We start from the raw sequence: 19,507 nt of genomic DNA on the forward strand, positions 1-19,507 counted from the left end.
TTTCGAATGGTTGTTGGATTCTCGGAACCGGGATCGACAGTTCCCAGTGACACCAACAATGCCGCAGTTGCGAGCCCCGGAGTAAGGGGCCAATTCCGCATTACCGGCCGGACAATCCGACGAGACCACGATGGTCGGCGTGCCTGTCCCGGCGCGCCGACGCCGCGGCCAGGTCGAGGTCGGGGCGCGGCACCTCCAGCACCTGCCCCAGCCAGTCCCGCCAGTACGGGCCAGGTATCCGCTTCCCCCGCTCCCACCGGGATACGGCCTCTCGGGTGATGGCCTCGTTCCCGGACACCTCCAGCAGCCTGGTCGCCAGGTCGTCCTGGGTCAGGCCCTGCTCGCGCCGCAGCCGCGGCAACACCTCGCTGATCGGCGCCAGTCTTCGCTCCCGGGACGCGTCCTGTGGTTCTCGACGCACAGCTCCGCCTTTCTCATCGGGATGTGACACGGCGATACTGCCGGCACTCACCGTGCTTTCAGACAAAGCATCACGGTGATACCCGGGGAATATGGCGGGCATTCCGACCGGCGAATGCCGCGTCCAGCAATCGGGTGTCGAGGTAGAGCCGGAACTGCCTGATCAGGTCGCCGTCGACGGCGATGGAGAGCACGAAGTCGTGGTCGACCAGCGGTCCACCGGCGGGGACCCTGGCCCGCATTCGGCCCATGAACACCGCCGCCGATCGGTCCACCACCAGGCCGCGCGCGGTGATGCGGACCGGTTCGACGGCGGCGGTGACGGCGATGAAGAAGGACTCCACTTCGCGCGGGTTGGCCGCGGCGCGGGGCCACGGGGCGCGCGGGATCGGCGAGACCCACAGGTCGACGGTGTCGGCGAAGAGCCTGCTGGCGCCGAGCGCGTCGCGCACCGCCCAACGGGACACCAGCCGCTGCATGGCCAGCATGACGGTGTCCCGGGAGCCGCTCACGGGTTCACCCGGCTCGTCGGGCCGCGGACGGTCCACGTGCTCGGAGTGGACCGTCACCCCAGTGGCAGTGCGCAGGCGAAGTCACGCCGGTTGTTGTCCGTGTCGGTGCTCGTGGCGTCGCGGCTCAGCGCCCAGCCGCCGCAGTCCGGCGCGTGCTCGGCCTCGCGGCACGGCGACTGCGGTGACACCGCGACCCGGTCGACCACCGAGCCGTCGGCGGCCAAGAGCCGGTAGCCGTCGCCCGCGACCTCGCCGACGTACAGGTCGGCGGTGCCCCCGAAGTCGAGGCCCGCGATGACGTAGTGCGCGCCGGGTTCGAGTCGGGTGCTGTCGGGCAGCACGGCCAGGTCCGTGATCTGCCTCCCCGCGCAGGACTGCACCGTCCAGCCGCTCAGGTCGAGTTCGCGCGACGACGTGTTGTGCAGGTCGGCGTAGCCCGCGGGACCCGCGGGCCGGGTGCCGTGCAGCTTCACCGGGATGGCCCCGGGCCCGACGAGCAACGATCCCAGGACGGTGACGACGGCGGCCTCGCGGCTCAGGGCGAACATGCGAACAGTCTCGCGCGGCGCGGTCGCCGGGGTCAGGGGCCAATAACCCGTCCGGATACCGCCCAACGGCGCTCCCGGACCGGGACTACTTGTTGTTGTCCCGGGTGGTTCCGTAGTCCTTGGTGACGATGAGGATCAGGCCGGGGCTGGCGTCCTTGATGCCGTCGAAGCGCGGCTCCACCTGGAAGCCGTACTCGTCGCCCAGCTTGTGCGCGGCGGCTTCCTGGCTCGTGCCGGGCTCGTAGAACACCGTCGTGTGGGGGATGAGACCGCGGTAGGCGCCGACCTGGGTGATCTGCCAGCCCTTGGCGGCCAGATCGTTGGCGGCGCGGTGGGCCAGGCCCTCGATGGTGCTGTTGTTGTAGACGCGCAACGGCTCGGTCGGGGCGCCGGGCTGCTGGCCCGGCTGCGTCGGCTGCTGGGTGGGGGTGCCCGCCGGGGGGTTCGTCGTGGGGTTGGCCGGTGCCGAGGTCGTGGTGGGCGCCGTGGTCGCGGGCTTCGACGGGGTGGGCACCGAGGTGGTCAGGTCGCCGCTCGGCGGGATGGGCAGGGCGGTGGTCGTGGTCACCGCGGGCGGGGTGGTGGCCGCCTGGCCGCCGCCGGTGTCGTCGCCGTCGAGCAGGGTGATCACACCGATCACCGCCGAGGCCGCGGCGACCGCGAGGAGGGTCAGGCCAACGACCCGACCGGTGCGGGCCGAGCCTCCGGGGTCAGTCGTCATCGCGCGGTTCCTCGTGTCGCAAGGGGACGGGGTTCACCTGGGGTCGATCCCGAGGCGGCGGGCGGAGCGGGCGCGCTGGCGGGTGGCGCGCATCCGGCGCAGGCGCTTGACCAGCATCGGGTCGGCCGCCAGGGCCTCGGTCTTCTCGATCAGCTCGTTGAGCACCTGGTAGTAGCGCGTGCTCGACATCTCGAACAGCTCCCGGATCGCCTGGTCCTTGGCGCCCGCGTACTTCCACCACTGCCGTTCGAAGGCCAGGATCGCCCGCTCGCGCTCGCTGAGCCCGGCGCCGGGCGGCTGCTCGGGCCCGGAGGGCATCTCAGCGGCGTCCATCTAGTCTTCCTCGCCTCACGGTCGGCTCCGCGCTCGTCCGGACGAAGATCACCTGAGTCGGTGACCCGCCCGCGCCATTACACCACGTCACCACCGGATGTGATCGTCACGTCGGCGGCGCGTCCCGGCGCTGTCCTAACTACCCTGGACCCATGACAGTTCACCCGATCCGGATCGTCGGCGACCCGGTGCTGCACCACCCCACCAAGCCGGTCGAGCGGTTCGACGACGAGCTCAAGGTGCTGGTCGAGGACATGTTCGAGACCATGGCCGCGGCCCACGGTGTCGGCCTGGCCGCCAACCAGATCGGCGTGGACCTGCGGCTGTTCGTCTACGACTGCCCCGACGACGAGGGCGTGGTGCACCGGGGGCTGGTGGTGAACCCGGTGCTGACCACCTCGGAGATCCCCGAGGGCATGCCCGACCCGGACGACGACTTCGAGGGCTGCCTGTCGGTCCCGGGCGAGACCTTCCCGACCGGCCGCGCGGCGTGGGCGAAGGTGGTCGGGCAGGACATCGAGGGGAACGCGATCGAGGTGGAGGGCACTGGCTTCTTCGCCCGCTGCCTCCAACACGAGACCGACCACCTCGACGGCTACCTCTACCTGGACCGCCTGACCGGCCGCCACACCAAAGAAGCGAAGCGGATGATCAAGGCGAACAAGTGGGGCGTACCGGGCAACGAATGGGACCCGGCCAACAGCGAGGACCCCTTCGCCTCCTGACCTCTGCCTTCTCCGGCCGCGAAGATCAGCGCTTTGGTCTAGACCCGTTGTCCACATGGGCTTGGGTTGTCCACAGGGTTTCGCGCGCCCCTTCCCGCTGGTCCAACGCCGATAGACTGGAAGCGCTATTCACAGGGTTGATCTCCGCTGAAAAGGACAACGGCCCCAGCCGGTAGAATTGGGTTCCTCTCGCAGAATCCGACCTACAGGTGGGGCCGTTGCGGTATCAGTCTGCTACGGGGCTTGATCGAGGTCGGATCGTGGAGTTGGTCTCCCGTGCACATCAGATCATCGGCGCCGATTCGGCGCGTGGTCGACGCCCACTCCTGGGCGTGTTCAGGTCGGTGGTACTCACGTTGACATCGGCCCGCCAGAACATGAGCCACACGGTCGCGGCCGACCTCGTCGGCGTGAACCAATCCACCGTCTCGCGCGTCTTCCGCCGGTTCCTTCCACTGATCGACCAAGCGTCATGCCTTCACGTCCCGCCCTTTCCCGGCGTGCTGACCGGCCGCGTAGGGATCATCGACGGCACCCCACTCCCCACCGGCGACCGCGCTGGTCACCGGGACGACCACTCCGACACAGGGCGCCGATCCGGACCGAACGTCCAGGTCATGTCCGACCTCGACGGACAACTCCTGGCCATCTCGACGCCGACCAAGGGATCCACCCACGATCGGCGAGCGGCCAGACGAGCCACGGTCGAACGATGCATCGCCCACGTCAAACACTGGAAAATGGTCTCACCCGATATAGAGGGCCATATCGAGAGTTCCCCGCGATCATTCGGATCATCACAACACTCGAGTTCTACCGACTCGTCCGGTAGGACATATGAATAGCACTCTGGAGCAGAGCTACCCCCGGAGGAGGGCGGGGCTGCGGATGCCCGAGCGGACGGCTGGTGAGAGTCGTCGAGCTTGCGGTTGGTTGGTGGCGGGGTGGGGGTCACCGGGGCGGGGGAAATCCGATGGCCGGTTCGGGCTGGTGGGCGCATCATCTGCGGGTATGACCTGGTCCGGCTTCCTCGCGTTCCTGTTGGCCTCCCTGATCCTCGCCATGGTCCCCGGCGTGGGTACGGCGATGCTGCTGCGACAGTCGATCCGCGGCGGCCGTCGGGGAGCGCTCGCCACGGTGGCGGGGATGGAGGTCGGCGTCGCTGTCTGGGCCGTCGCCGCGGCGTTGGGGTTGTCGGTGTTGTTGGTGGCTTCCGAGGTGGCCTACCAGGGGCTTCGGGTCGTTGGTGTGGCCGTGCTCGTCTGGTTCGGGGTGAAGGCGCTCTTCGGGAGGCATGAGCCGGATGAGCCCGAGGTGCCGACCAGTGGCTCCGGGTTCCGGGCCGGGCTGCTGGTCAACCTGGCCAACCCCAAGCTCGCCGTGTTCGCGATCTCGTTCCTGCCGCAGTTCGTCGAGCCCGGTGCGGGCCGGGGCGCGCTGATCACCCTCGCCGCGCTCTGGGTGGTGATCGACACCGGCTGGTACCTGCTGATCATCGCCCTGCTCAACCGCGTCATGGGGTGGCTGCGCAGGCACCGCGTTCGGCTTGAGCGGACGTCCGGGGCCGTGTTGATCGGGCTCGGGGTGAAGCTGGCCGTGACCAGTTAGGCCGAGCGCCACGGGAGGGGGGTCAGGGTCGACATCTCGGCCAGGCTGCCTGCTTCGGCCAGGTCCTCACCCAGGCCCGCGAGCAGGTGGACTCGGATCCGGCTCGCCTCCACCGGCGTCGGGACCTCACCTACCAGCAGGAACGGCAGGGTGAGCCGCCAGTACGCCAGGATGTTGTCCCGGTGGTGGTCGGCCCCGCGCAGGGCCGCCACCGCGAGGCGCAGGGTGTGCTCGTTCGCCGTTATCGCGCCCGCCGGGGCCGTGTGGTCCCACACCCAGCGCGCCTGGTCGGACTTCGCGCAGTGCACGCAGGACGGGCCGGTGCCCAGTTCGGACCGGCAGGCCGGGCAGGGCAGCAGCCGCATGGCCCAGTCGGTGCAGGTCCAGGGGTGGGTGCCGGGGGTGGCGCGGAGGACGGTGGTGGCCAGGTCTCGTTCGTCGGCGTCGGGGCCGGTGGCGGCGAGCAGCGCCACCCAGTCCGCCTGCCAGTGCGCGTCGACCTTGTCCGCGCAGGTCAGGCAGGTCGGGTAGCCGCGTCCCAGGGGCGCTCGGCAGGCCGGGCACGGCTCCACCGCGGGCGGTCGGGCCAGGGCCCTGGCTCCGGGCGGGTACGGCAGCGGCATGGTGGAACCATAGTGGCTCACCGGCTAGGGTCAGCCGGGACAACCGAATACCGAAACCGCGGGAGCTCGCGCCATGGCGGGCTGAGAGGGCGGCTGGTGTCCAGTCACACGGACCCGGTGCCGCCGACCGATGAACCTGACCGGGTAATGCCGGCGTAGGGAGGATCTTTCGTGACCGCTCTTGACGACCGTTCCGTGCGGCCCACCGTCACCACCGGGCCGATCTCCGGATCCCACAAGGTCTACCGGGACACCGCGGACGGCCTGCGCGTCCCCGCCCGCCGGGTCGAGCTGACCAACGGCGAACACCTCGACATCTACGACACCTCCGGCCCGTACACCGACCCGACCGCCACCATCGACGTCCACAGTGGACTCGACAAGCTCCGGCAGCCCTGGGTCGACGAGCGGGAACCGGTGAACGGCGCGGTGACTCAGCTGGCCTACGCCAAAGCGGGGATCATCACCAAGGAGATGCGGTTCTGCGCCGAGCGCGAGGGCGTGACGCCGGAGTTCGTGCGCGAGGAGGTGGCGATCGGGCGCGCGGTGATCCCGGTGAACCGGTGCCACCCCGAGTCCGAACCGGCGATCATCGGCAAGAAGTTCCACGTCAAGATCAACGCCAACATCGGCAACTCCGCGGTGTCGTCGTCGATCGAGGACGAGGTCGACAAGATGGTGTGGGCGACGCGCTGGGGCGCGGACACCATCATGGACCTGTCCACCGGCAAGCGGATCCACGAGACCCGCGAGTGGATCATGCGCAACTCGCCGGTCCCCGTCGGCACCGTGCCGATCTACCAAGCGCTGGAGAAGGTCGACGGCGACCCGACGCGGCTGTCGTGGGAGGTCTACCGCGACACCGTGATCGAGCAGTGCGAGCAGGGCGTGGACTACATGACCGTGCACGCGGGCGTGTTGCTGCGGTACGTGCCGCTCACCGCGAAGCGGGTCACCGGCATCGTCTCGCGCGGCGGGTCGATCATGGCCGCGTGGTGCCTGGCGCACCACAAGGAGAGCTTCCTCTACACGCACTTCGAGGAGCTGTGCGAGATCCTGCGCACCTACGACGTGACGTTCTCGCTCGGCGACGGCCTGCGCCCCGGGTCGATCGCCGACGCGAACGACGAGGCGCAGTTCGCGGAGCTGCGGACACTGGGCGAGCTGACGCACATCGCCCGCGCGCACGACGTGCAGGTGATGATCGAGGGCCCCGGCCACGTGCCGATGCACAAGATCGCCGAGAACGTGCGCCTGGAAGAGGAGTTGTGCGGCGAGGCGCCGTTCTACACCCTCGGTCCACTCGCGACGGACATCGCGCCGGGCTACGACCACATCACCTCGGCGATCGGCGCGGCGCAGATCGGTTGGCTGGGCACGGCGATGCTGTGCTACGTGACGCCGAAGGAGCACCTCGGCCTGCCGAACCGCGATGACGTGAAGGTCGGCGTGATCACGTACAAGATCGCCGCGCACTCGGCGGACCTGGCCAAGGGCCACCCCCGCGCGCAGGAGCGCGACGACGCGCTGTCCAAGGCGCGCTTCGAGTTCCGCTGGACCGACCAGTTCAACCTCTCGCTCGACCCGGACACCGCGCGCTCGTTCCACGACGAGACGCTGCCCGCGGAACCGGCGAAGACGGCGCACTTCTGCTCGATGTGCGGGCCGAAGTTCTGCTCGATGAAGATCACGCAGGACGTCCGGAAGTACGCCGAGGAGCGTGGACTGTCCTCTGTGGAGGCCATCGAGGCGGGCATGGCGGAGATGTCCGAGGAGTTCGCCGACCACGGCAAGAAGGTGTACCTTCCGGTCGTGGGGCAGGAGAACCGGAGCCAGGAGAACTGATGAATCCGACGCCGCCGCGCGCGCTCACCATCGCCGGATCGGATTCCGGTGGTGGCGCGGGCATCCAGGCCGACCTGCGGACGTTCTTCGCCTGCGGGGTACACGGCATGACCGCGATCACGGCGGTGACTGTGCAGAATTCCCTCGGGGTGACCGGGGTGCACACGATCCCGCCGGAGGTGGTGGCCGCGCAGATCGAGGTGGTCGCCACCGACATCGGCGTGCAGGCGGCGAAGACGGGCATGCTGGCCACCGCGGAGATCATCTCCGCGGTGGCGGCGGCCTGCGACAAGGTCCATATTGGACTGGGCGGTGCGACGCCGCTGATCGTCGACCCCGTGTCGGCGTCGATGCACGGCGACCCGCTGCTGCGCGACGACGCGCTGGACGCGTTGCGCGGCGAGCTGTTCCCCCGGGCCACGTTGGTGACGCCGAACCTGGATGAGGTTCGGTTGCTGACGGGGATCGAGGTTCGGTCCCGCGCCGAGCAGCGGGACGCGGCGAAGGCGCTGGCCGAGTACGGGTCGAAGTGGGTGCTGGTCAAGGGCGGGCACCTGTGGGACGACCCGGAGTGCCTGGACCTGTTGTACGACGGCTCGGAGTTCACCGAGTTCGTCGGCCCGCGCTACGACGTGCGGCACACCCACGGCAGCGGGGACACGCTGGCGTCGACGATCACGTCGGCGCTGGCGAAGGGCGCGGACATGGTGTCGGCGGTGCGCGCGGGGAAGGCGTTCATCGTCGAGTCGGTCCGGGCGGCGTACCCGCTGGGTGGGGGCGTGGGGCCGGTGTCGCCGCGGTGGCGGCTGCCGGACGCGGACCAGTTCCTAGTCGGCGAGTAGCGATTCGAGGACGGGGATGGCGGCGACGAGGCGGTCGCGGTCCTCGGGGGTGAGGCGGTCGAGGCGGCGGCCAAGCTCGTGGACGCGGGTGGAGCGGACGCCGGAGACGATGCGTTCGCCGTCGGCGGTCGCGCGGACGAGCCAGGCGCGCCGGTCGCCCGGGTCCGGTTCGCGGACGACGTAACCCGAGTCGACCAGACTGGCCACGATGCGTGACATGGTGGGGGCGGCGACGCCCTCCTTAGTGGCGAGGTCACCGAGTCGGAGTTCGCCGCAGTTGACCAGTGTGGACAGGGCGGAGATGGAGCCGTGCCCCAGTCCGGGGGCCCCGGACCGGCGCAGCGCCCGCGACAGGCGCCCGATGGCGAGGTAGAGGCGGGCTGGCACGTCCCCCGCGGCGGACTCGGCGGCCGTTGTCGTCATACCTCATTGTGACGGTCGCGGGAAGTCGCCGAACGGGCAGCCTCGCCCCCGACCGAGGGCCGAGGGCGAGACGGGCCTACGAGCGCTTGGCCAGCCGGACAAGCGCGCTGATGTCGGCGCGCAGGGTCGGGCCGGGGTTCTTGCTGTCGCGGATCGCGCCACCCGAGTGCAACTCAACGCACTGGCAGCCGTTACTGCCAGAACGGGAAGACTTCCGCCAGCCCTGTACAGGCGAGTCGGACATGAAACACCTCCTACCGCTTGACTGGCCGGACCAGCGCGCGAACAGCGATGCGCAGGACCGGCCGGGGTTCCTATTATTGCTGATCACACCGGCAAGGTGCAGCGCCGCCAGCGTTCAACTCCCACCGACCATCACAGTTCCCGCCGCACACTGTCCACCAGTCGCACCGACTCTTTTGCATCCAATGCTGCCTTCACAGTGCTCTCCCAGACAGTCACGTAGGCCTCGCGCTGCGGATCGTCGGCACGGTCGAGATAGCTCGCAAGGGTCAGTTCTTCGAGGTACACGACGTCGTTACCGCCATCTGGAAACCGCATCACAGAGAAGGCGAATCCGATCGCCGGGTGCGCTCCGCGTCCGAACGGCACGATCTGCATCGTGACGCTTGGCAACTCGGCCATTTCCAGGAGGTGCGCAAGTTGATCGCGCATCACGACACGACCACCCACCAGGATGCGAAGCGCAGCCTCCGACATGATCGCCCAGAGATGCAACGCATCGGGTTTGTGCAGCATGGCCGCTCGCGCCATGCGCCCCTCAACAAGCCGCTCCACATCCGCAGGTTGGTTGGGCGGGTATGAACTGATCAACGCCCGGGCGTAGTCAGCGGTCTGAAGTTGGCCCGAGATGAGTTCACCCGTGTAGGTGCGCAGCTCAGAAGCAGCCTCTTCAAGGCCGACATATCGCCGGAACCAGCCCGGGACAGCGACGCCGTGGTTTGTGCGCGGGCGCCGTTGACGCGCGGCGCGGGAGAGGTCCTGCACCTCCGCTCGTTGTTCAGAGGTCGCGTGGTAGAGGTCGAGCAGCAAGGCCAGGTCACCCGCCGATGGCGCACCCAGACCGGTTTCCAACCGGCTGATCTTCGACGGCGAGCACTCCAGGATCTCGGCCGCGTCCTCGCGGGTGCGCCCGGCGGCCTCGCGTAGTTCGACGAGAGCGCGGCCTACCTGGCGGCGGGCTGCTGTCGGACTTGGACGGGTCATCGGTCTCCACTCACTCAAGGTGACCAACAGTCTGCCGGATGGGGGACTCCGCTGGCCAATCTGCACGTGCACGTTTATGGTGCATCTTGACCGGGATTCTCCGGTTGACCCCCTTCCCGCAGAGGAGTCCAAGTGGGCACCAACAGTCCCAAGTCGTTCGCGCTGGGGCGGGTGATCCGGCGAGCCCGCACCCAGAAGCGCTTCTCCCTCAAGGACCTCTCCCGCATCATCGGCCGCGACACCGCCACCATGTGCCGTTGGGAGATCGGCGAACGCATTCCCGCCCTCGACCAACTCACCTACATCCTCGGCGTCCTGGGCGTCCGCGGTCAGGCCCTCCACTACGCCACCGGCCTGGCCCGCGACCCCGACAACACCTCCTGGCTCACCACCGACCCCCACGACCGCCTCGCCCAGCACGACGCCTACATCGACTTCGAGCAGCGCGCCCGAGAAGCCACCATCGTCTCCCCCATGCTCGTCCCCGACCTCCTCCACACCCCCGCCACCGCCGAGGCCATCGCCGCCGCGGGTGGCAACCGGGTCACTCATCGCGAACGGTCCCGGATCCTCAGCGGGGCTCAGCCCGTCAACCTCCGCGTCTTCCTCGGTGCGCCTGCCCTCAACCAGCACATCGGCGGTACCGCCACGGCACACGAGCAGCTTGAGCACTTGGCTGTCGTCTCGCGGTTGCCCACTGTGGAGCTTCGGGTGTTCGGGCTCGGGCTCGGGTGGCATCCAGGGGTCGACGGGTCGTTCAGCGTGCTCAACGCGCACAACCTGCGGACCGCCTACGTCACCGGTCGGCAGTGTTCTGTCTGGTTGCACCGCAGCGAGGATGTCGAGCGCTACGAACAGGACTGCCGGGCGATCGAGGAACGCGCGCTGTCCCCTGAGGAGTCGCTGGCCCTGATCAGTGAGACGGCTCGGCGGCTGCGGTAGGGATCACCGGCAGGGGATCATCTGGGTGTGGCGATCCTGGATCGGGCCGAGCCGCTGTTCGGGGACCTCACCATCCGGCCTGCGCTGGCGGGCGAGGAAGACATCCTGCTCGACCTGCTCGGGGAGGCGGCTGCCTGGTTGCGGGGGCGGGGCGTCGACCAGTGGCCGTCGCGGTTTCCGGTGGAGTCCGTTCGGGGCAGATCGCGGCCGGGGAAGCTCTGCTGGTTGAGGACGCGTTGGCTGAGGACGCGTTGGTGGAGAACAACCTACGACCCGCCGGGTGCGCGGTGGCCTACGAGTCTGTACGAGCGGGAGCTACCGGGGTGGGCTGGAGGCCTGGGCCCAGAAGCGTTGGGGGATCCGGCCTGCTGAGCGGGCGAGTCGACCCGCCGTGACCGCGGCGCGCATGGCGGTGGCCATCTTCTCCGGGTCGGCGGCTCGGGTGACCGCGGTCGCCAGCAGTACCGCTGAGCAGCCGAGTTCCATGGCGAGGGTGGCGTCGGAGGCCGTGCCGATGCCCGCGTCGAGGATGACCGGGACGCCTGCGCGGGCGACGATCAACTCGATGTTGTGCTGGTTGCGGATGCCCAGGCCGGTGCCGATCGGGGAGCCGAGGGGCATGACCGCCGCGCAGCCCGCCTCCTCCAGGCGGAGGGCCAGGACCGGGTCGTCGTTGGTGTAGGGCAGAACTACAAAACCGTCTGCCACCAGGGTTTGGGCGGCGTCGAGGAGTTCCAGGGGATCAGGGAGGAGGGTGCGGTCGTCGGCGATCACCTCCAGTTTGATCCAGTTGGTGCCCAAGGCCTCGCGGGCGAGTTTGGCCGTCAGTACGGCTTCGGCGGCGGTGCGGCAGCCCGCGGTGTTGGGCAGTGGGTCGATGCCTAGTCTGCGCAGGATTTCCAGGACTCCGGTGCCGCCTTCGGTGTCCACGCGTCTGAGGGACACCGTGGTGAGTTCGGTGCCGGAGGCGACCAGGGCGCGCTCGAGGACGGACAGGTTGGCGGCGCCGCCGGTTCCGGTGATGAGGCGGGAGGTGTACTCCCGGTCGGCGATGATCAGCGGGTCGTCCACGTCAGCCTCCCTGCACGGCGGTCAGCACTTCCAGCACGGCACCCTCGGCCACCGGGGTCGCGGCGTGCGCGGCGCGCGGGACGACCTCGCCGTCGAGCGCGACCGCGATGCCCGCAGCGGGCATGCCGAGCGCGTCGAGCACCTCGGCGACGGTGGCGCTGTCGGCGACCTCGCGCCGGGCGCCGTTGACCTGGATCCTCATCGGGCGACTCCCACACCGAACCGGGACGGGTCGGCCGCGCGGACGCGGGCCGGGACATCTTCTTCGCGCAGCAGCGCCAGCACGGCCTCGGCGGTGACCGGTGCCAGCAGCAGGCCGTTGCGGTGGTGGCCGGTCGCGGCGAGCACGCCCGGCGCGACCCAGCCGATGATCGGCAGGTTGTCCGGGCTGCCCGCGCGGAGACCGGCGGCGGTCTCGGTGAGGGCGTACTCGGCTATGCCGGGCAGGACCCGCTCGGCGTCGCGGAGCAGGTCGCGGACGCCGCCGACGGTGACCTCCTCGTCGAAACCGACGTCGTGCTGGGTCGCGCCGAGGACGAGGCCGCCTGCGCGCGGGACCAGGTAGACGGGGCGGGACTCGACGTGCGCGCGGATGGTGCGGGTCGGGGCGGGGAGGGTGCCGGGGCGGGCCTTGAGGCGGAGGATCTCGCCCTTGACCGGGCGGACGACGCTCAGCGCCGGGTGCAGCCGGCCGCTCCAGGCGCCCGCGGAGAGGACCACTGCCGCACATTCCACAGTGGACTCGTCTGCGAGGTGCACCGCGCCGCCATCGATTGTACGCGCTTGTTGGGTGACGAAGTCCACACCTGTTCGTACACAAGCGGAGTAAAGGGAGTCGAGGAGGGCCCGGTTGTCGACGGCCAGGTCGCCGGGGACGTGCAGTCCACTTCGGACGCTCGGGGAGAGGCCGGGTTCGAGTGCCCGGAGTTCCCGAGGGGTGAGACGGGTGACGTCCCGGCCCAGGTCGCGGAGGTGGTCGGCGAGGAGGTCGAGGGTGCCGACGTCGGCGGAGTCGACGGCCAGGGCGAGGGTGCCTTCTCGGCGCAGGCCCGGGTCGTCGGCCGCTTCGGCGAGCTTGGCGGCGAAGGCGGGCCAGCGGTCGAGGGACGCGCTGCCCAGTTCGAGGGCGTCCTCCTCCCCCGGCCACGACTCCGTGACCGGCGCGAGCATGCCCCCCGCCAGCCACGACGCGCCACGCGCCGGTTCGGGGTCCACGAGTGTGACGGGGTAGCCCGCGTCGGCCAACCACCACGCCACCGACAACCCGATGACGCCACCACCCACGACGGCGATGTGCCTTGCCTGCCTCATGTCACCACGCTCCCTGCGCCGGCATGACCCGGATCAGGTTCGACGGTCGGAGCGACGCAGCTCCCTCTCAGCCCGTTCACCGGACTCCCGTGCGACCGACCCCCACCGTAGCGCAGGCGCTAGCGTCAACTCCATGCCAGGACTAGACGGGGACCAGATCAGGGCCAAGCTCACCGACGCACGCCTCTACCTGTGCACGGACGCCCGAACCGACCGCGGAGACCTCGCCGATTTCGTCGACGCGGCGCTGGCGGGCGGGGTGGACATCGTGCAGTTGCGGGACAAGGGGTTGGAGGCGGGCCCGGAACTGCGGGCGCTCTCGGTGATCGCGGAGGTGTGCGCGGCGCACGGGGCGTTGCTGTCGGTGAACGACCGGGCGGACGTCGCGCTGGCGGCGGGGGCGGATGTCCTGCACCTGGGTCAGGACGACCTGCCGGTGCCGGTGGCGCGCCGGGTGGTGGGGGACGCGGTGGTGATCGGTCGGTCGACGCACGACTTCGCGCAGGCGGTGGCCGCGGCGGCGGAGCCGGGGGTGGACTACTTCTGCACGGGGCCGTGCTGGCCGACGCCGACGAAGCCGGGGCGGGCGGCGCCGGGGTTGGAGTTGGTGCGGGAGACGGCGGCGACTGAGGTCGAGCGGCCGTGGTTCGCGATCGGGGGGATCGACCAGGGGCGGTTGCCGTCGGTCCTGGAGGCCGGGGCGCGGCGGGTGGTGGTCGTGCGGGCGATCACGGAGGCGGCGGACCCGAAGGCGGCGGCGGAGGCGTTGTCGTCGGCGTTGCGCGGGTGAGGCTCACGGTGCGCTGACTCAAGGTGCTACGCCCGCTGGGTTGGAGGCGGGCGACTGCGCTGTGGTGGTGGTCGGCGGCGGGGTGACCTGCGTGGACGTCGTTGTCGGTGGGGTGGTCGACGTGACCGGCGGGGTGGTCGTGGTCGCCGGTGGCTCGGTTGTGGTCGTCGGGGGTGCGGAGGTGACTCCCGTCTCCGAGGGCATCGTCGGCGGCAGGGTCGGCGGGACCGACGGTGTGGTGGTCGGTGTTTCGCGGACGGTGACCGTAGTGGTCGGGGGTGGGGTTTCGCGGGGCTGGACGAGGTTGCCGACAGTGGTGCCCTGGCCACCGGACAGCGACTCGCCCCGGGCGAACTCCAGGGTCGTCACGACCGCCATCCCCAGGACGAAGGCGAGGACGGCGCCCGCGACCAGCGCCCACGGGCGGCGGCTCGCCGGAGTCGGCCCGTCGGGGGTCGGTTCCTCGACGTCGTCCGCATCCGGCGGGTCGGTGGAGACGTCGGTGGAGACGACGGAGCCGTTGCGGGTCGTGATTTTGGCGTGTACCGAGCGGACGCCCTCGGTGGTGCGCTCCAGGGAGCGCAGGTAGAGGGAGCCGCCGACGGTGGTGATGACGCTGGCGATGGCGGCGCCGGTGACCGTGCCCGCCAGGCCCAGGGTGGAGCCCAGGACGGCGGCCGTGGCGGCGGCCAGGGCGCCCGCGGCGATCTGGCTGATGCGGAGTCCGTTTTCCTTGGTCATGGTTCCGTTCTGCTGGTCTGCCCCTCGTGGTCTCAACCGGGGCGACGCGGCGCGCGTTGCGGGGGTTGGGTCGAGGTGAGGTTCGCTACACCGCGTTGTCCATAGTGGACTTGGTGCACACTGGGGTGGTGAACCTTGTCACCGTCGATGACATCACCGCGGCCGCCGGGCGGATCGCGGGGACCGCCGTGCGCACGCCGCTGGTGCCGTGCGGGTGGGCCGATCGTCCACTGTGGATCAAACCGGAGAGTTTGCAGCCCGTGGGGTCGTTCAAGATCCGGGGGGCGTTCAACGCCGTGGCCCGGATCGAGGACGCGCAGCGGGCGAAGGGGGTGGTGGCGTACTCGAGTGGCAACCACGCGCAGGCTGTCGCTTATGCGGCGAAGGTGTTCGGGGTGCCCGCTTGGATCGTGGTGCCCGAGGACACGCCCAAGGTGAAGGTGGCGGCCACCCGGGCCCATGGGGCTGAGGTTGTGCTGGTCAAGCCCGGGCAGCGGGAGGTGGTGGCGGAGGAGATCGTGGCTCGGGAGGGGGCGACGCTGGTGCCGCCGTTCGACCACCCGGATGTGATCGCCGGGCAGGGGACGATCGGGTTGGAGATCGTCGCGGACCTGCCCGATGTGGACCTGGTGCTGGTGCCGGTCAGCGGGGGTGGGCTGATGTCCGGGATCGCGGCGGCGGTGAAGGGGCTGCGACCCCAGGCGCAGGTCTGGGCGGTGGAGCCCGCGCTGGCCGGGGACACGGCCGAGGGGCTGGCGAAGGGCGAGCGGGTGTCGTGGTCGGTCGAGGACCGCAACCGCACGATCGCGGACGGGCTGCGCAGCCAGCCGTCGGAGTTGACCTTCGCGCACCTGAAGTCGCTGGTCGACGGGATCATCACGGTCACGGAGGAGGAGATCCGGTCGACGGTGCCCATCCTGGCCCGGAAAGCGCGGCTGGTCGCGGAGCCCAGTGGTGCGGTGACCACGGCCGGGCTGCTGCACCACGCGGACCAGCTGCCTAAGGGCAAGACGGTCGCCGTGCTGAGCGGCGGCAACGTCGACCCGGAGGTCTTCGCGGACCTGCTCAAGCCCTAGCGGGCACGACGTGCGTCGGTGGCCCCTCGACCCCGCAGTGGAAGCACTCGCCGGGTTGGGGGGCCGGGGTCGGTTCGGGGGTGGCGGCCAGGACGTTGTCACGGATACTGAGCGCCAGCAAGCCGCCGATCGCCGCCAGGCCCGCGCACACCAGCAGGGACGTGCGCCAGCTGCTCGTCAACGCCACCGGGTCGGCGTAGGCCTCGCCGGTCAGGCCTGCCACGGCGGGCAGCACGGCCACCGCCAGCAGGCTGCCCGTGCGGGCGACGGCGTTGTTGACGCCCGACGCCACGCCTGCGTAGCGGTCCGGGGCGGCGGCGAGGACCGTCGCGGTCACCGGTGCCACTACGGCCGCCAAGCCGAACCCGAACACCAGCACCGCGGGCAGCACCGCGCCCACGTACGAGGCCCCCGGACCGATCCGGAGCATGAGCAGCATCCCGGCGGCCACCACCAGCGGTCCGACGACCAGGAACCAGCGCGGGCCGAAGCGGGTGGCGAGTTTCCCGGCGCGGGCCGAGAGCAGGAGCATGATCACGGTGATCGGCAGCCCGGCGACCCCCGCCGCCGTCGGCGAGTAGCCCAGCGAGGTCTGCAACTGCATGACCATCAGCATCATCACGCCGCCGAGCGCCGCGTAGACCGCGAACGTCAGCGCGTTGGCCACCACGAACGTGTGACCGCGGAACAGCACCGGTGGCACCAGAGGCGCGCGCTGACGCCTCTGCAACAGCACGAACGCGACCAGCGCGCCCACACCCACCACGGCACACAAAGCGACCAGCCAGTCCACACCGCGGGCCGGTGCTTCGACCAGGGCCGCCGTGATCCCGGCCAACCCGAACGCGCCCAGTACCGAACCCGCCACGTCCGGGTGACCAGTGACCTCGGGGTCGCGGGACTCGGGCACGGAGCGCAGCGCCAGCAGCACGCAGACGACGGCCACCGGGATGTTGACCAGGAACGCCAGCCGCCAGGACCAGGCCTGGACCAGGAGGCCGCCGACCAGCGGGCCCGCCGCCGCGGCGATGCCGCCCAGGCCGGACCAGGTGCCGATCGCGCGGGCCCGGTCCTCGCGGTGGAAGGTCGACTGGAGGATCGCCAGCGAACCCGGGGTCAGCAGCGCGCCGCCGACACCCTGGAGGACGCGGGCGGCGACCAGCGTGCCGGTGTCCTGCGCCAGCCCGCACAGCACCGACGCGGCACCGAACCACACCACTCCGACCAGGAACACCCGCCGGCGGCCGTAGCGGTCGCCGAGGGACCCCGCGACCAGGATCAGCGCCGCGAGGGCCAGCAGGTAGCCGTCGAGGATCCACTGCAGACCGGCCACCGACGCGCCCAGCTCCACCCCGATGCGCGGCAGCGCGACGTTGACGACGCTGCCGTCGAGCATCGCCATCCCCGAGCCGAGGACGGTGGTCGCCAGCACGCCGCGGGCCTGGGGACTGCCCCAGCGGACCTCGGTCACCCGGCTACTTGGTCGGCCGGTTCAGCGTCGCCACGAACTTGTACCGGTCGCCCCGGTACACCGACCGCACCCACTCGACCGGGCGCTCGTCGGTGTCGAACGAGTGCCGCGACAGCAGCAGCATCGGCATCCCCACATCCGCGCCCAGCAGCTCCGCCTCGTGCGGACCGGCCAGCGCGGTCTCGATCGTCTCCTCGGCGTGTCCCATCTCGACGTCGAACCGCTCGCGCAGCACCTGGTACAGCGACCCGCCCCCGCTGACGTGCCTGCGCAGGCCGCGGAAGCGGCCGAGCGGCAGGTGCGTGGTCTCCATGGCCATCGGCTCCCCGTCCGCCAGCCGCAGCCGGTGCAGGCGCAGCACCTTGGCACCCGCGCGGATGCCGAGCAACCGGGCCAGGTCGGCCTCGGCGGGGATCTCGGAGACCTCCAGCAGCTTGGACGACGGTTCGCGGCCCTGGGCCCGCATGTCCTCGGTGTAGGAGGACAGCTGCAGCCGCTGCGCGACCTTGGGCTCCGCGGCGAAGGTGCCCTTGCCCTGCACCCGCAGCAGCCTGCCCTCGACGGTCAGCTCGGCCAGGGCCTGGCGGACCGTCGTGCGGGAGACGTCGAACTCGGTGGCCAGTGAGCGTTCGGTTGGGATGGGCGAGCCGGGAGGCATGGAGCCGAGCAGGTCGAGCAAGTGGCGCTTGAGACCCCAGTACTTGGGCTCCCGTTGCACGCGCGCCACCGTGTCCGACCCGTCGGCCGTGGACATCTCCAGCATGGCGTCCCTCCTGAGTCTTGCGCCCGACACCTAACAGAATGCCTTGTCGGGGGTGTCCCACGCGATCACACCCCGCCGGTTTGGTCCGACCGTGACCGGCTCGCGGGGCGCGGCGGGCCGCCCACCCGGGGTGATTGGTCTAGACCTTACCGCCTGAGCGGCCGTGGACGGCGCACCGGCGGAGCGAGCACGTCAGCCGCGGCGGTGGCCCACCCGACCTTATCGAGACGATCGAGACCGCGTGGGCGCGCGGTGCGACGGCCACGCGGTCGCGGGGATCGTTGAACACACGGACGGGAACGCGGGCAGAAGTGCGGGCAGAAGAAGGTCACCCGAATCCGGTGATCACTTCCTAGACTGGGCCGGTGCGGACAACCACGCGTCGGTCCGATTCCCCGCCCCGCGGATGCGCTCCCCGGCCGGGGGTGGCGCCGAACGAGCGCACCAAGCCAACGACGCTGCCGGAGCGATTCGACCACCACCCCGCCAAGTCGGGAACGATGCCGGGCGGGGACGTGGGGGTGGGTGGCGGGAGGAAATGCTTCAGCGCCCGCTCCGCCGAGGGGGTGGAGCGGAGCGGGCTCCACCATGTTACGCCGAACGGAGTAGTGGGGTCGTGACCGGGGTCGCCCTGGGCATCGACGTGGGCGGGACGTCGAGCGAGGCGGTGGCGCTCGACGAGTCCGGCGCCGTGGTCGGGCGGGGTTCGGCGGGCGGCGGCAACCCGCACTCGAACGGCGCCGAGCAGGCCGCGCGCAACGTCGCCGAGGCCGCGACGACCGCGCTCGGTCGGCACGAGCTGCTCGCGTGCGTGCTGGGGATGCCGGGTTCGGCGTTCAACACCCCAGCGGTCCAGCAGGCGTTCGCGCCGTTCTTCTCGTCGATGCGCCCCCGGCTGATCACCGACTCGGAGGTGGCGTTCGCGGCGGGGACGCGCGCGCCGGACGGCGCGGTGCTGATCGCGGGCACGGGGTCGATCGCGGTGCGGATCGCCGACCGCGCCCGCGTGGCGACCTCGGGCGGCTACGGCTGGCTGCTCGGCGACGAGGGCTCGGCGTTCTGGATCGGCCGGGAGGCCGTGCGGGCGACCTTGCGCGCCGTGATGGCGGGTACCGCGTTCGGTCGGCTGGCGCTGTCCGTGCTCGAGGCGGTCGACGCGCCCGTGGCGCACTCGGCCTTGGCCAGCGGCAAGGTGATCGCGGCGGTCAACCGGGAGCGGCCCATCCGACTTGCCCGGTTCGCCCCTTTGGTTTCCCTTGCCGCGATTGACGATCCGGTCGCCGCCGGGATCCTGGAGCGCGCGGCCCAGTCCCTGGCGGGCCAGGTGCTCGACGTCCACCGCGGCGGCCCGATCGTGCTGGCCGGTGGCGTGCTGCGCACCCCGGTCGGCGCGCGCGTCCGCGAACTCCTCACCGGACGGGAACTCCTCGACGCCCCCGACCCCGCGCTCGGCGCCGCCTGGCTGGCCGCCGTCGACGCCTTCGGCCCGGACGCGCCCCGACCGCGGATCTGAGG

General features: G+C 70.8%; 24 protein-coding genes and 1 riboswitch. Of the genes, 9 read left to right on the top strand and 15 right to left on the bottom strand.

Features of this window, described 5'->3' with window-relative positions; genetic code table 11:
- Positions 1-100 precede the first annotated feature (100 nt).
- The 5 genes from CLV40_RS05710 to CLV40_RS05730 all read right to left on the bottom strand — a co-directional run bounded on the left by CLV40_RS05710 (position 101) and on the right by CLV40_RS05730 (position 2,534).
- Positions 101-421: a helix-turn-helix transcriptional regulator gene (locus CLV40_RS05710; RefSeq protein ID WP_245931099.1), complete on the bottom strand. Its 321-nt coding sequence runs from the start codon at positions 419-421 to the stop codon at positions 101-103.
- 70 nt (positions 422-491) lie between these two features.
- The gene (locus CLV40_RS05715) at positions 492-932 is read right to left on the bottom strand and encodes a nuclear transport factor 2 family protein (RefSeq protein WP_146107941.1); all 441 of its coding nucleotides are present in this window, start codon (positions 930-932) and stop codon (positions 492-494) included.
- 53 nt (positions 933-985) lie between these two features.
- Positions 986-1,480: a lamin tail domain-containing protein gene (locus tag CLV40_RS05720; protein ID WP_104477628.1), complete on the bottom strand. Its 495-nt coding sequence runs from the start codon at positions 1,478-1,480 to the stop codon at positions 986-988.
- Positions 1,481-1,565: 85 nt separating this feature from the next.
- Positions 1,566-2,201: a LytR C-terminal domain-containing protein gene (locus tag CLV40_RS05725; protein WP_104477630.1), complete on the bottom strand. Its 636-nt coding sequence runs from the start codon at positions 2,199-2,201 to the stop codon at positions 1,566-1,568.
- Positions 2,202-2,234: 33 nt separating this feature from the next.
- Positions 2,235-2,534 carry a DUF3263 domain-containing protein gene (locus CLV40_RS05730; protein ID WP_104477632.1) on the bottom strand — a complete coding sequence of 100 codons (300 nt, stop codon included), beginning with the start codon at positions 2,532-2,534 and terminating at the stop codon, positions 2,235-2,237.
- Between the two features lie 152 nt (positions 2,535-2,686).
- Between CLV40_RS05730 and CLV40_RS05735 the strand changes: the two genes are divergently transcribed.
- From CLV40_RS05735 to CLV40_RS05740, 3 genes are all read left to right on the top strand, one after another.
- Positions 2,687-3,259 carry a peptide deformylase gene (locus CLV40_RS05735; protein ID WP_104477634.1) on the top strand — a complete coding sequence of 191 codons (573 nt, stop codon included), beginning with the start codon at positions 2,687-2,689 and terminating at the stop codon, positions 3,257-3,259.
- Between the two features lie 377 nt (positions 3,260-3,636).
- A complete protein-coding gene (locus CLV40_RS40700; protein ID WP_374066410.1) occupies positions 3,637-4,104 on the top strand; it encodes a transposase in 468 nt (155 codons plus the stop codon).
- Positions 4,105-4,270: 166 nt separating this feature from the next.
- Entirely contained in the window at positions 4,271-4,867 is a 597-nt protein-coding gene (locus CLV40_RS05740; RefSeq protein ID WP_104477636.1) for a LysE family translocator, read from the top strand.
- Here CLV40_RS05740 and CLV40_RS05745 read toward each other — a convergent pair.
- Complete coding sequence (locus CLV40_RS05745) at positions 4,864-5,490, bottom strand: hypothetical protein (RefSeq protein ID WP_104477638.1); 627 nt, start codon at positions 5,488-5,490, stop codon at positions 4,864-4,866. The genes CLV40_RS05740 and CLV40_RS05745 overlap by 4 nt on opposite strands.
- Positions 5,491-5,661: 171 nt before the next feature.
- Between CLV40_RS05745 and thiC the strand changes: the two genes are divergently transcribed.
- Together thiC and thiD are read left to right on the top strand one after the other, a co-directional pair.
- Positions 5,662-7,335 (top strand): phosphomethylpyrimidine synthase ThiC, encoded by a 1,674-nt coding sequence (gene thiC / locus CLV40_RS05750; protein WP_104477639.1) that lies wholly within the window; start codon positions 5,662-5,664, stop codon positions 7,333-7,335.
- On the top strand, positions 7,335-8,177 hold the full coding sequence (gene thiD / locus CLV40_RS05755) for a bifunctional hydroxymethylpyrimidine kinase/phosphomethylpyrimidine kinase (protein WP_104477641.1): 843 nt from the start codon (positions 7,335-7,337) through the stop codon (positions 8,175-8,177). The genes thiC and thiD overlap by 1 nt, the downstream gene beginning before the upstream one ends.
- Here the strand turns inward: thiD and CLV40_RS05760 are convergent.
- From CLV40_RS05760 to CLV40_RS05770, 3 genes are all read right to left on the bottom strand, one after another.
- Positions 8,163-8,600: a MarR family winged helix-turn-helix transcriptional regulator gene (locus tag CLV40_RS05760; RefSeq protein ID WP_104477643.1), complete on the bottom strand. Its 438-nt coding sequence runs from the start codon at positions 8,598-8,600 to the stop codon at positions 8,163-8,165. The genes thiD and CLV40_RS05760 overlap by 15 nt on opposite strands.
- Positions 8,601-8,676: 76 nt before the next feature.
- Positions 8,677-8,844, bottom strand: a complete 168-nt coding sequence (locus CLV40_RS05765; protein ID WP_104477645.1) for a DUF397 domain-containing protein — start codon at positions 8,842-8,844, stop codon at positions 8,677-8,679.
- Between the two features lie 131 nt (positions 8,845-8,975).
- Positions 8,976-9,827: a helix-turn-helix domain-containing protein gene (locus CLV40_RS05770; protein WP_104477647.1), complete on the bottom strand. Its 852-nt coding sequence runs from the start codon at positions 9,825-9,827 to the stop codon at positions 8,976-8,978.
- A 132-nt stretch (positions 9,828-9,959) separates the two neighbouring features.
- On the opposite strand from CLV40_RS05770, the gene CLV40_RS05775 reads away from it, so the two are divergent.
- The gene (locus CLV40_RS05775; protein ID WP_104477649.1) at positions 9,960-10,769 is read left to right on the top strand and encodes a helix-turn-helix domain-containing protein; all 810 of its coding nucleotides are present in this window, start codon (positions 9,960-9,962) and stop codon (positions 10,767-10,769) included.
- Positions 10,770-11,084: 315 nt separating this feature from the next.
- Here the strand turns inward: CLV40_RS05775 and thiG are convergent, their stop codons facing one another.
- From thiG to thiO, 3 genes are all read right to left on the bottom strand, one after another.
- The gene (gene thiG / locus CLV40_RS05785; RefSeq protein ID WP_104477651.1) at positions 11,085-11,840 is read right to left on the bottom strand and encodes a thiazole synthase; all 756 of its coding nucleotides are present in this window, start codon (positions 11,838-11,840) and stop codon (positions 11,085-11,087) included.
- A gap of 1 nt (position 11,841) precedes the next feature.
- A complete protein-coding gene (gene thiS / locus CLV40_RS05790; protein WP_104477653.1) occupies positions 11,842-12,042 on the bottom strand; it encodes a sulfur carrier protein ThiS in 201 nt (66 codons plus the stop codon).
- Entirely contained in the window at positions 12,039-13,151 is a 1,113-nt protein-coding gene (thiO, locus tag CLV40_RS05795) for a glycine oxidase ThiO (protein WP_104477655.1), read from the bottom strand. The genes thiS and thiO overlap by 4 nt, the downstream gene beginning before the upstream one ends.
- Positions 13,145-13,252, bottom strand: a riboswitch (TPP riboswitch). It overlaps the preceding gene by 7 nt.
- A gap of 32 nt (positions 13,253-13,284) precedes the next feature.
- Here thiO and thiE point away from each other — a divergent pair.
- The gene (thiE, locus tag CLV40_RS05800) at positions 13,285-13,941 is read left to right on the top strand and encodes a thiamine phosphate synthase (RefSeq protein WP_104477657.1); all 657 of its coding nucleotides are present in this window, start codon (positions 13,285-13,287) and stop codon (positions 13,939-13,941) included.
- A gap of 18 nt (positions 13,942-13,959) precedes the next feature.
- Here the strand turns inward: thiE and CLV40_RS05805 are convergent, their stop codons facing one another.
- The gene (locus tag CLV40_RS05805) at positions 13,960-14,682 is read right to left on the bottom strand and encodes a hypothetical protein (protein WP_104477659.1); all 723 of its coding nucleotides are present in this window, start codon (positions 14,680-14,682) and stop codon (positions 13,960-13,962) included.
- Between the two features lie 128 nt (positions 14,683-14,810).
- On the opposite strand from CLV40_RS05805, the gene CLV40_RS05810 reads away from it, so the two are divergent.
- On the top strand, positions 14,811-15,758 hold the full coding sequence (locus CLV40_RS05810; protein ID WP_104477848.1) for a threonine ammonia-lyase: 948 nt from the start codon (positions 14,811-14,813) through the stop codon (positions 15,756-15,758).
- On the opposite strand, the gene CLV40_RS05815 is transcribed toward CLV40_RS05810, so the two are convergent.
- Together CLV40_RS05815 and CLV40_RS05820 are read right to left on the bottom strand one after the other, a co-directional pair.
- A complete protein-coding gene (locus tag CLV40_RS05815; RefSeq protein ID WP_281261644.1) occupies positions 15,748-17,229 on the bottom strand; it encodes an MFS transporter in 1,482 nt (493 codons plus the stop codon). The genes CLV40_RS05810 and CLV40_RS05815 overlap by 11 nt on opposite strands.
- 4 nt (positions 17,230-17,233) lie before the next feature.
- Positions 17,234-17,992, bottom strand: coding sequence for a GntR family transcriptional regulator (locus CLV40_RS05820; RefSeq protein WP_104477661.1), 759 nt, complete (start codon positions 17,990-17,992; stop codon positions 17,234-17,236).
- Between the two features lie 616 nt (positions 17,993-18,608).
- Here CLV40_RS05820 and CLV40_RS05825 point away from each other — a divergent pair.
- Complete coding sequence (locus CLV40_RS05825) at positions 18,609-19,505, top strand: N-acetylglucosamine kinase (RefSeq protein WP_245931102.1); 897 nt, start codon at positions 18,609-18,611, stop codon at positions 19,503-19,505.
- Positions 19,506-19,507 lie beyond the last annotated feature (2 nt).

The sequence above is a fragment of the Actinokineospora auranticolor genome (assembly GCF_002934265.1).
Classification (GTDB): Bacteria; Actinomycetota; Actinomycetes; order Mycobacteriales; family Pseudonocardiaceae; genus Actinokineospora; species Actinokineospora auranticolor.

Coding starts and splice junctions, on each gene's coding strand:
- CLV40_RS05765 (WP_104477645.1), bottom strand. CDS start 8,844: ATGTCCGACTCGCCTGTACAGGGCTGGCGGAAGTCTTCCCGTTCTGGC.
- CLV40_RS05770 (WP_104477647.1), bottom strand. CDS start 9,827: ATGACCCGTCCAAGTCCGACAGCAGCCCGCCGCCAGGTAGGCCGCGCT.
- thiS (WP_104477653.1), bottom strand. CDS start 12,042: ATGAGGATCCAGGTCAACGGCGCCCGGCGCGAGGTCGCCGACAGCGCC.
- CLV40_RS05720 (WP_104477628.1), bottom strand. CDS start 1,480: ATGTTCGCCCTGAGCCGCGAGGCCGCCGTCGTCACCGTCCTGGGATCG.
- CLV40_RS05735 (WP_104477634.1), top strand. CDS start 2,687: ATGACAGTTCACCCGATCCGGATCGTCGGCGACCCGGTGCTGCACCAC.
- CLV40_RS05820 (WP_104477661.1), bottom strand. CDS start 17,992: ATGCTGGAGATGTCCACGGCCGACGGGTCGGACACGGTGGCGCGCGTG.
- CLV40_RS40700 (WP_374066410.1), top strand. CDS start 3,637: ATGAGCCACACGGTCGCGGCCGACCTCGTCGGCGTGAACCAATCCACC.
- CLV40_RS05745 (WP_104477638.1), bottom strand. CDS start 5,490: ATGCCGCTGCCGTACCCGCCCGGAGCCAGGGCCCTGGCCCGACCGCCC.
- CLV40_RS05805 (WP_104477659.1), bottom strand. CDS start 14,682: ATGACCAAGGAAAACGGACTCCGCATCAGCCAGATCGCCGCGGGCGCC.
- thiD (WP_104477641.1), top strand. CDS start 7,335: ATGAATCCGACGCCGCCGCGCGCGCTCACCATCGCCGGATCGGATTCC.
- CLV40_RS05730 (WP_104477632.1), bottom strand. CDS start 2,534: ATGGACGCCGCTGAGATGCCCTCCGGGCCCGAGCAGCCGCCCGGCGCC.
- thiO (WP_104477655.1), bottom strand. CDS start 13,151: ATGAGGCAGGCAAGGCACATCGCCGTCGTGGGTGGTGGCGTCATCGGG.
- CLV40_RS05760 (WP_104477643.1), bottom strand. CDS start 8,600: ATGACGACAACGGCCGCCGAGTCCGCCGCGGGGGACGTGCCAGCCCGC.
- thiE (WP_104477657.1), top strand. CDS start 13,285: ATGCCAGGACTAGACGGGGACCAGATCAGGGCCAAGCTCACCGACGCA.
- CLV40_RS05725 (WP_104477630.1), bottom strand. CDS start 2,201: ATGACGACTGACCCCGGAGGCTCGGCCCGCACCGGTCGGGTCGTTGGC.
- CLV40_RS05740 (WP_104477636.1), top strand. CDS start 4,271: ATGACCTGGTCCGGCTTCCTCGCGTTCCTGTTGGCCTCCCTGATCCTC.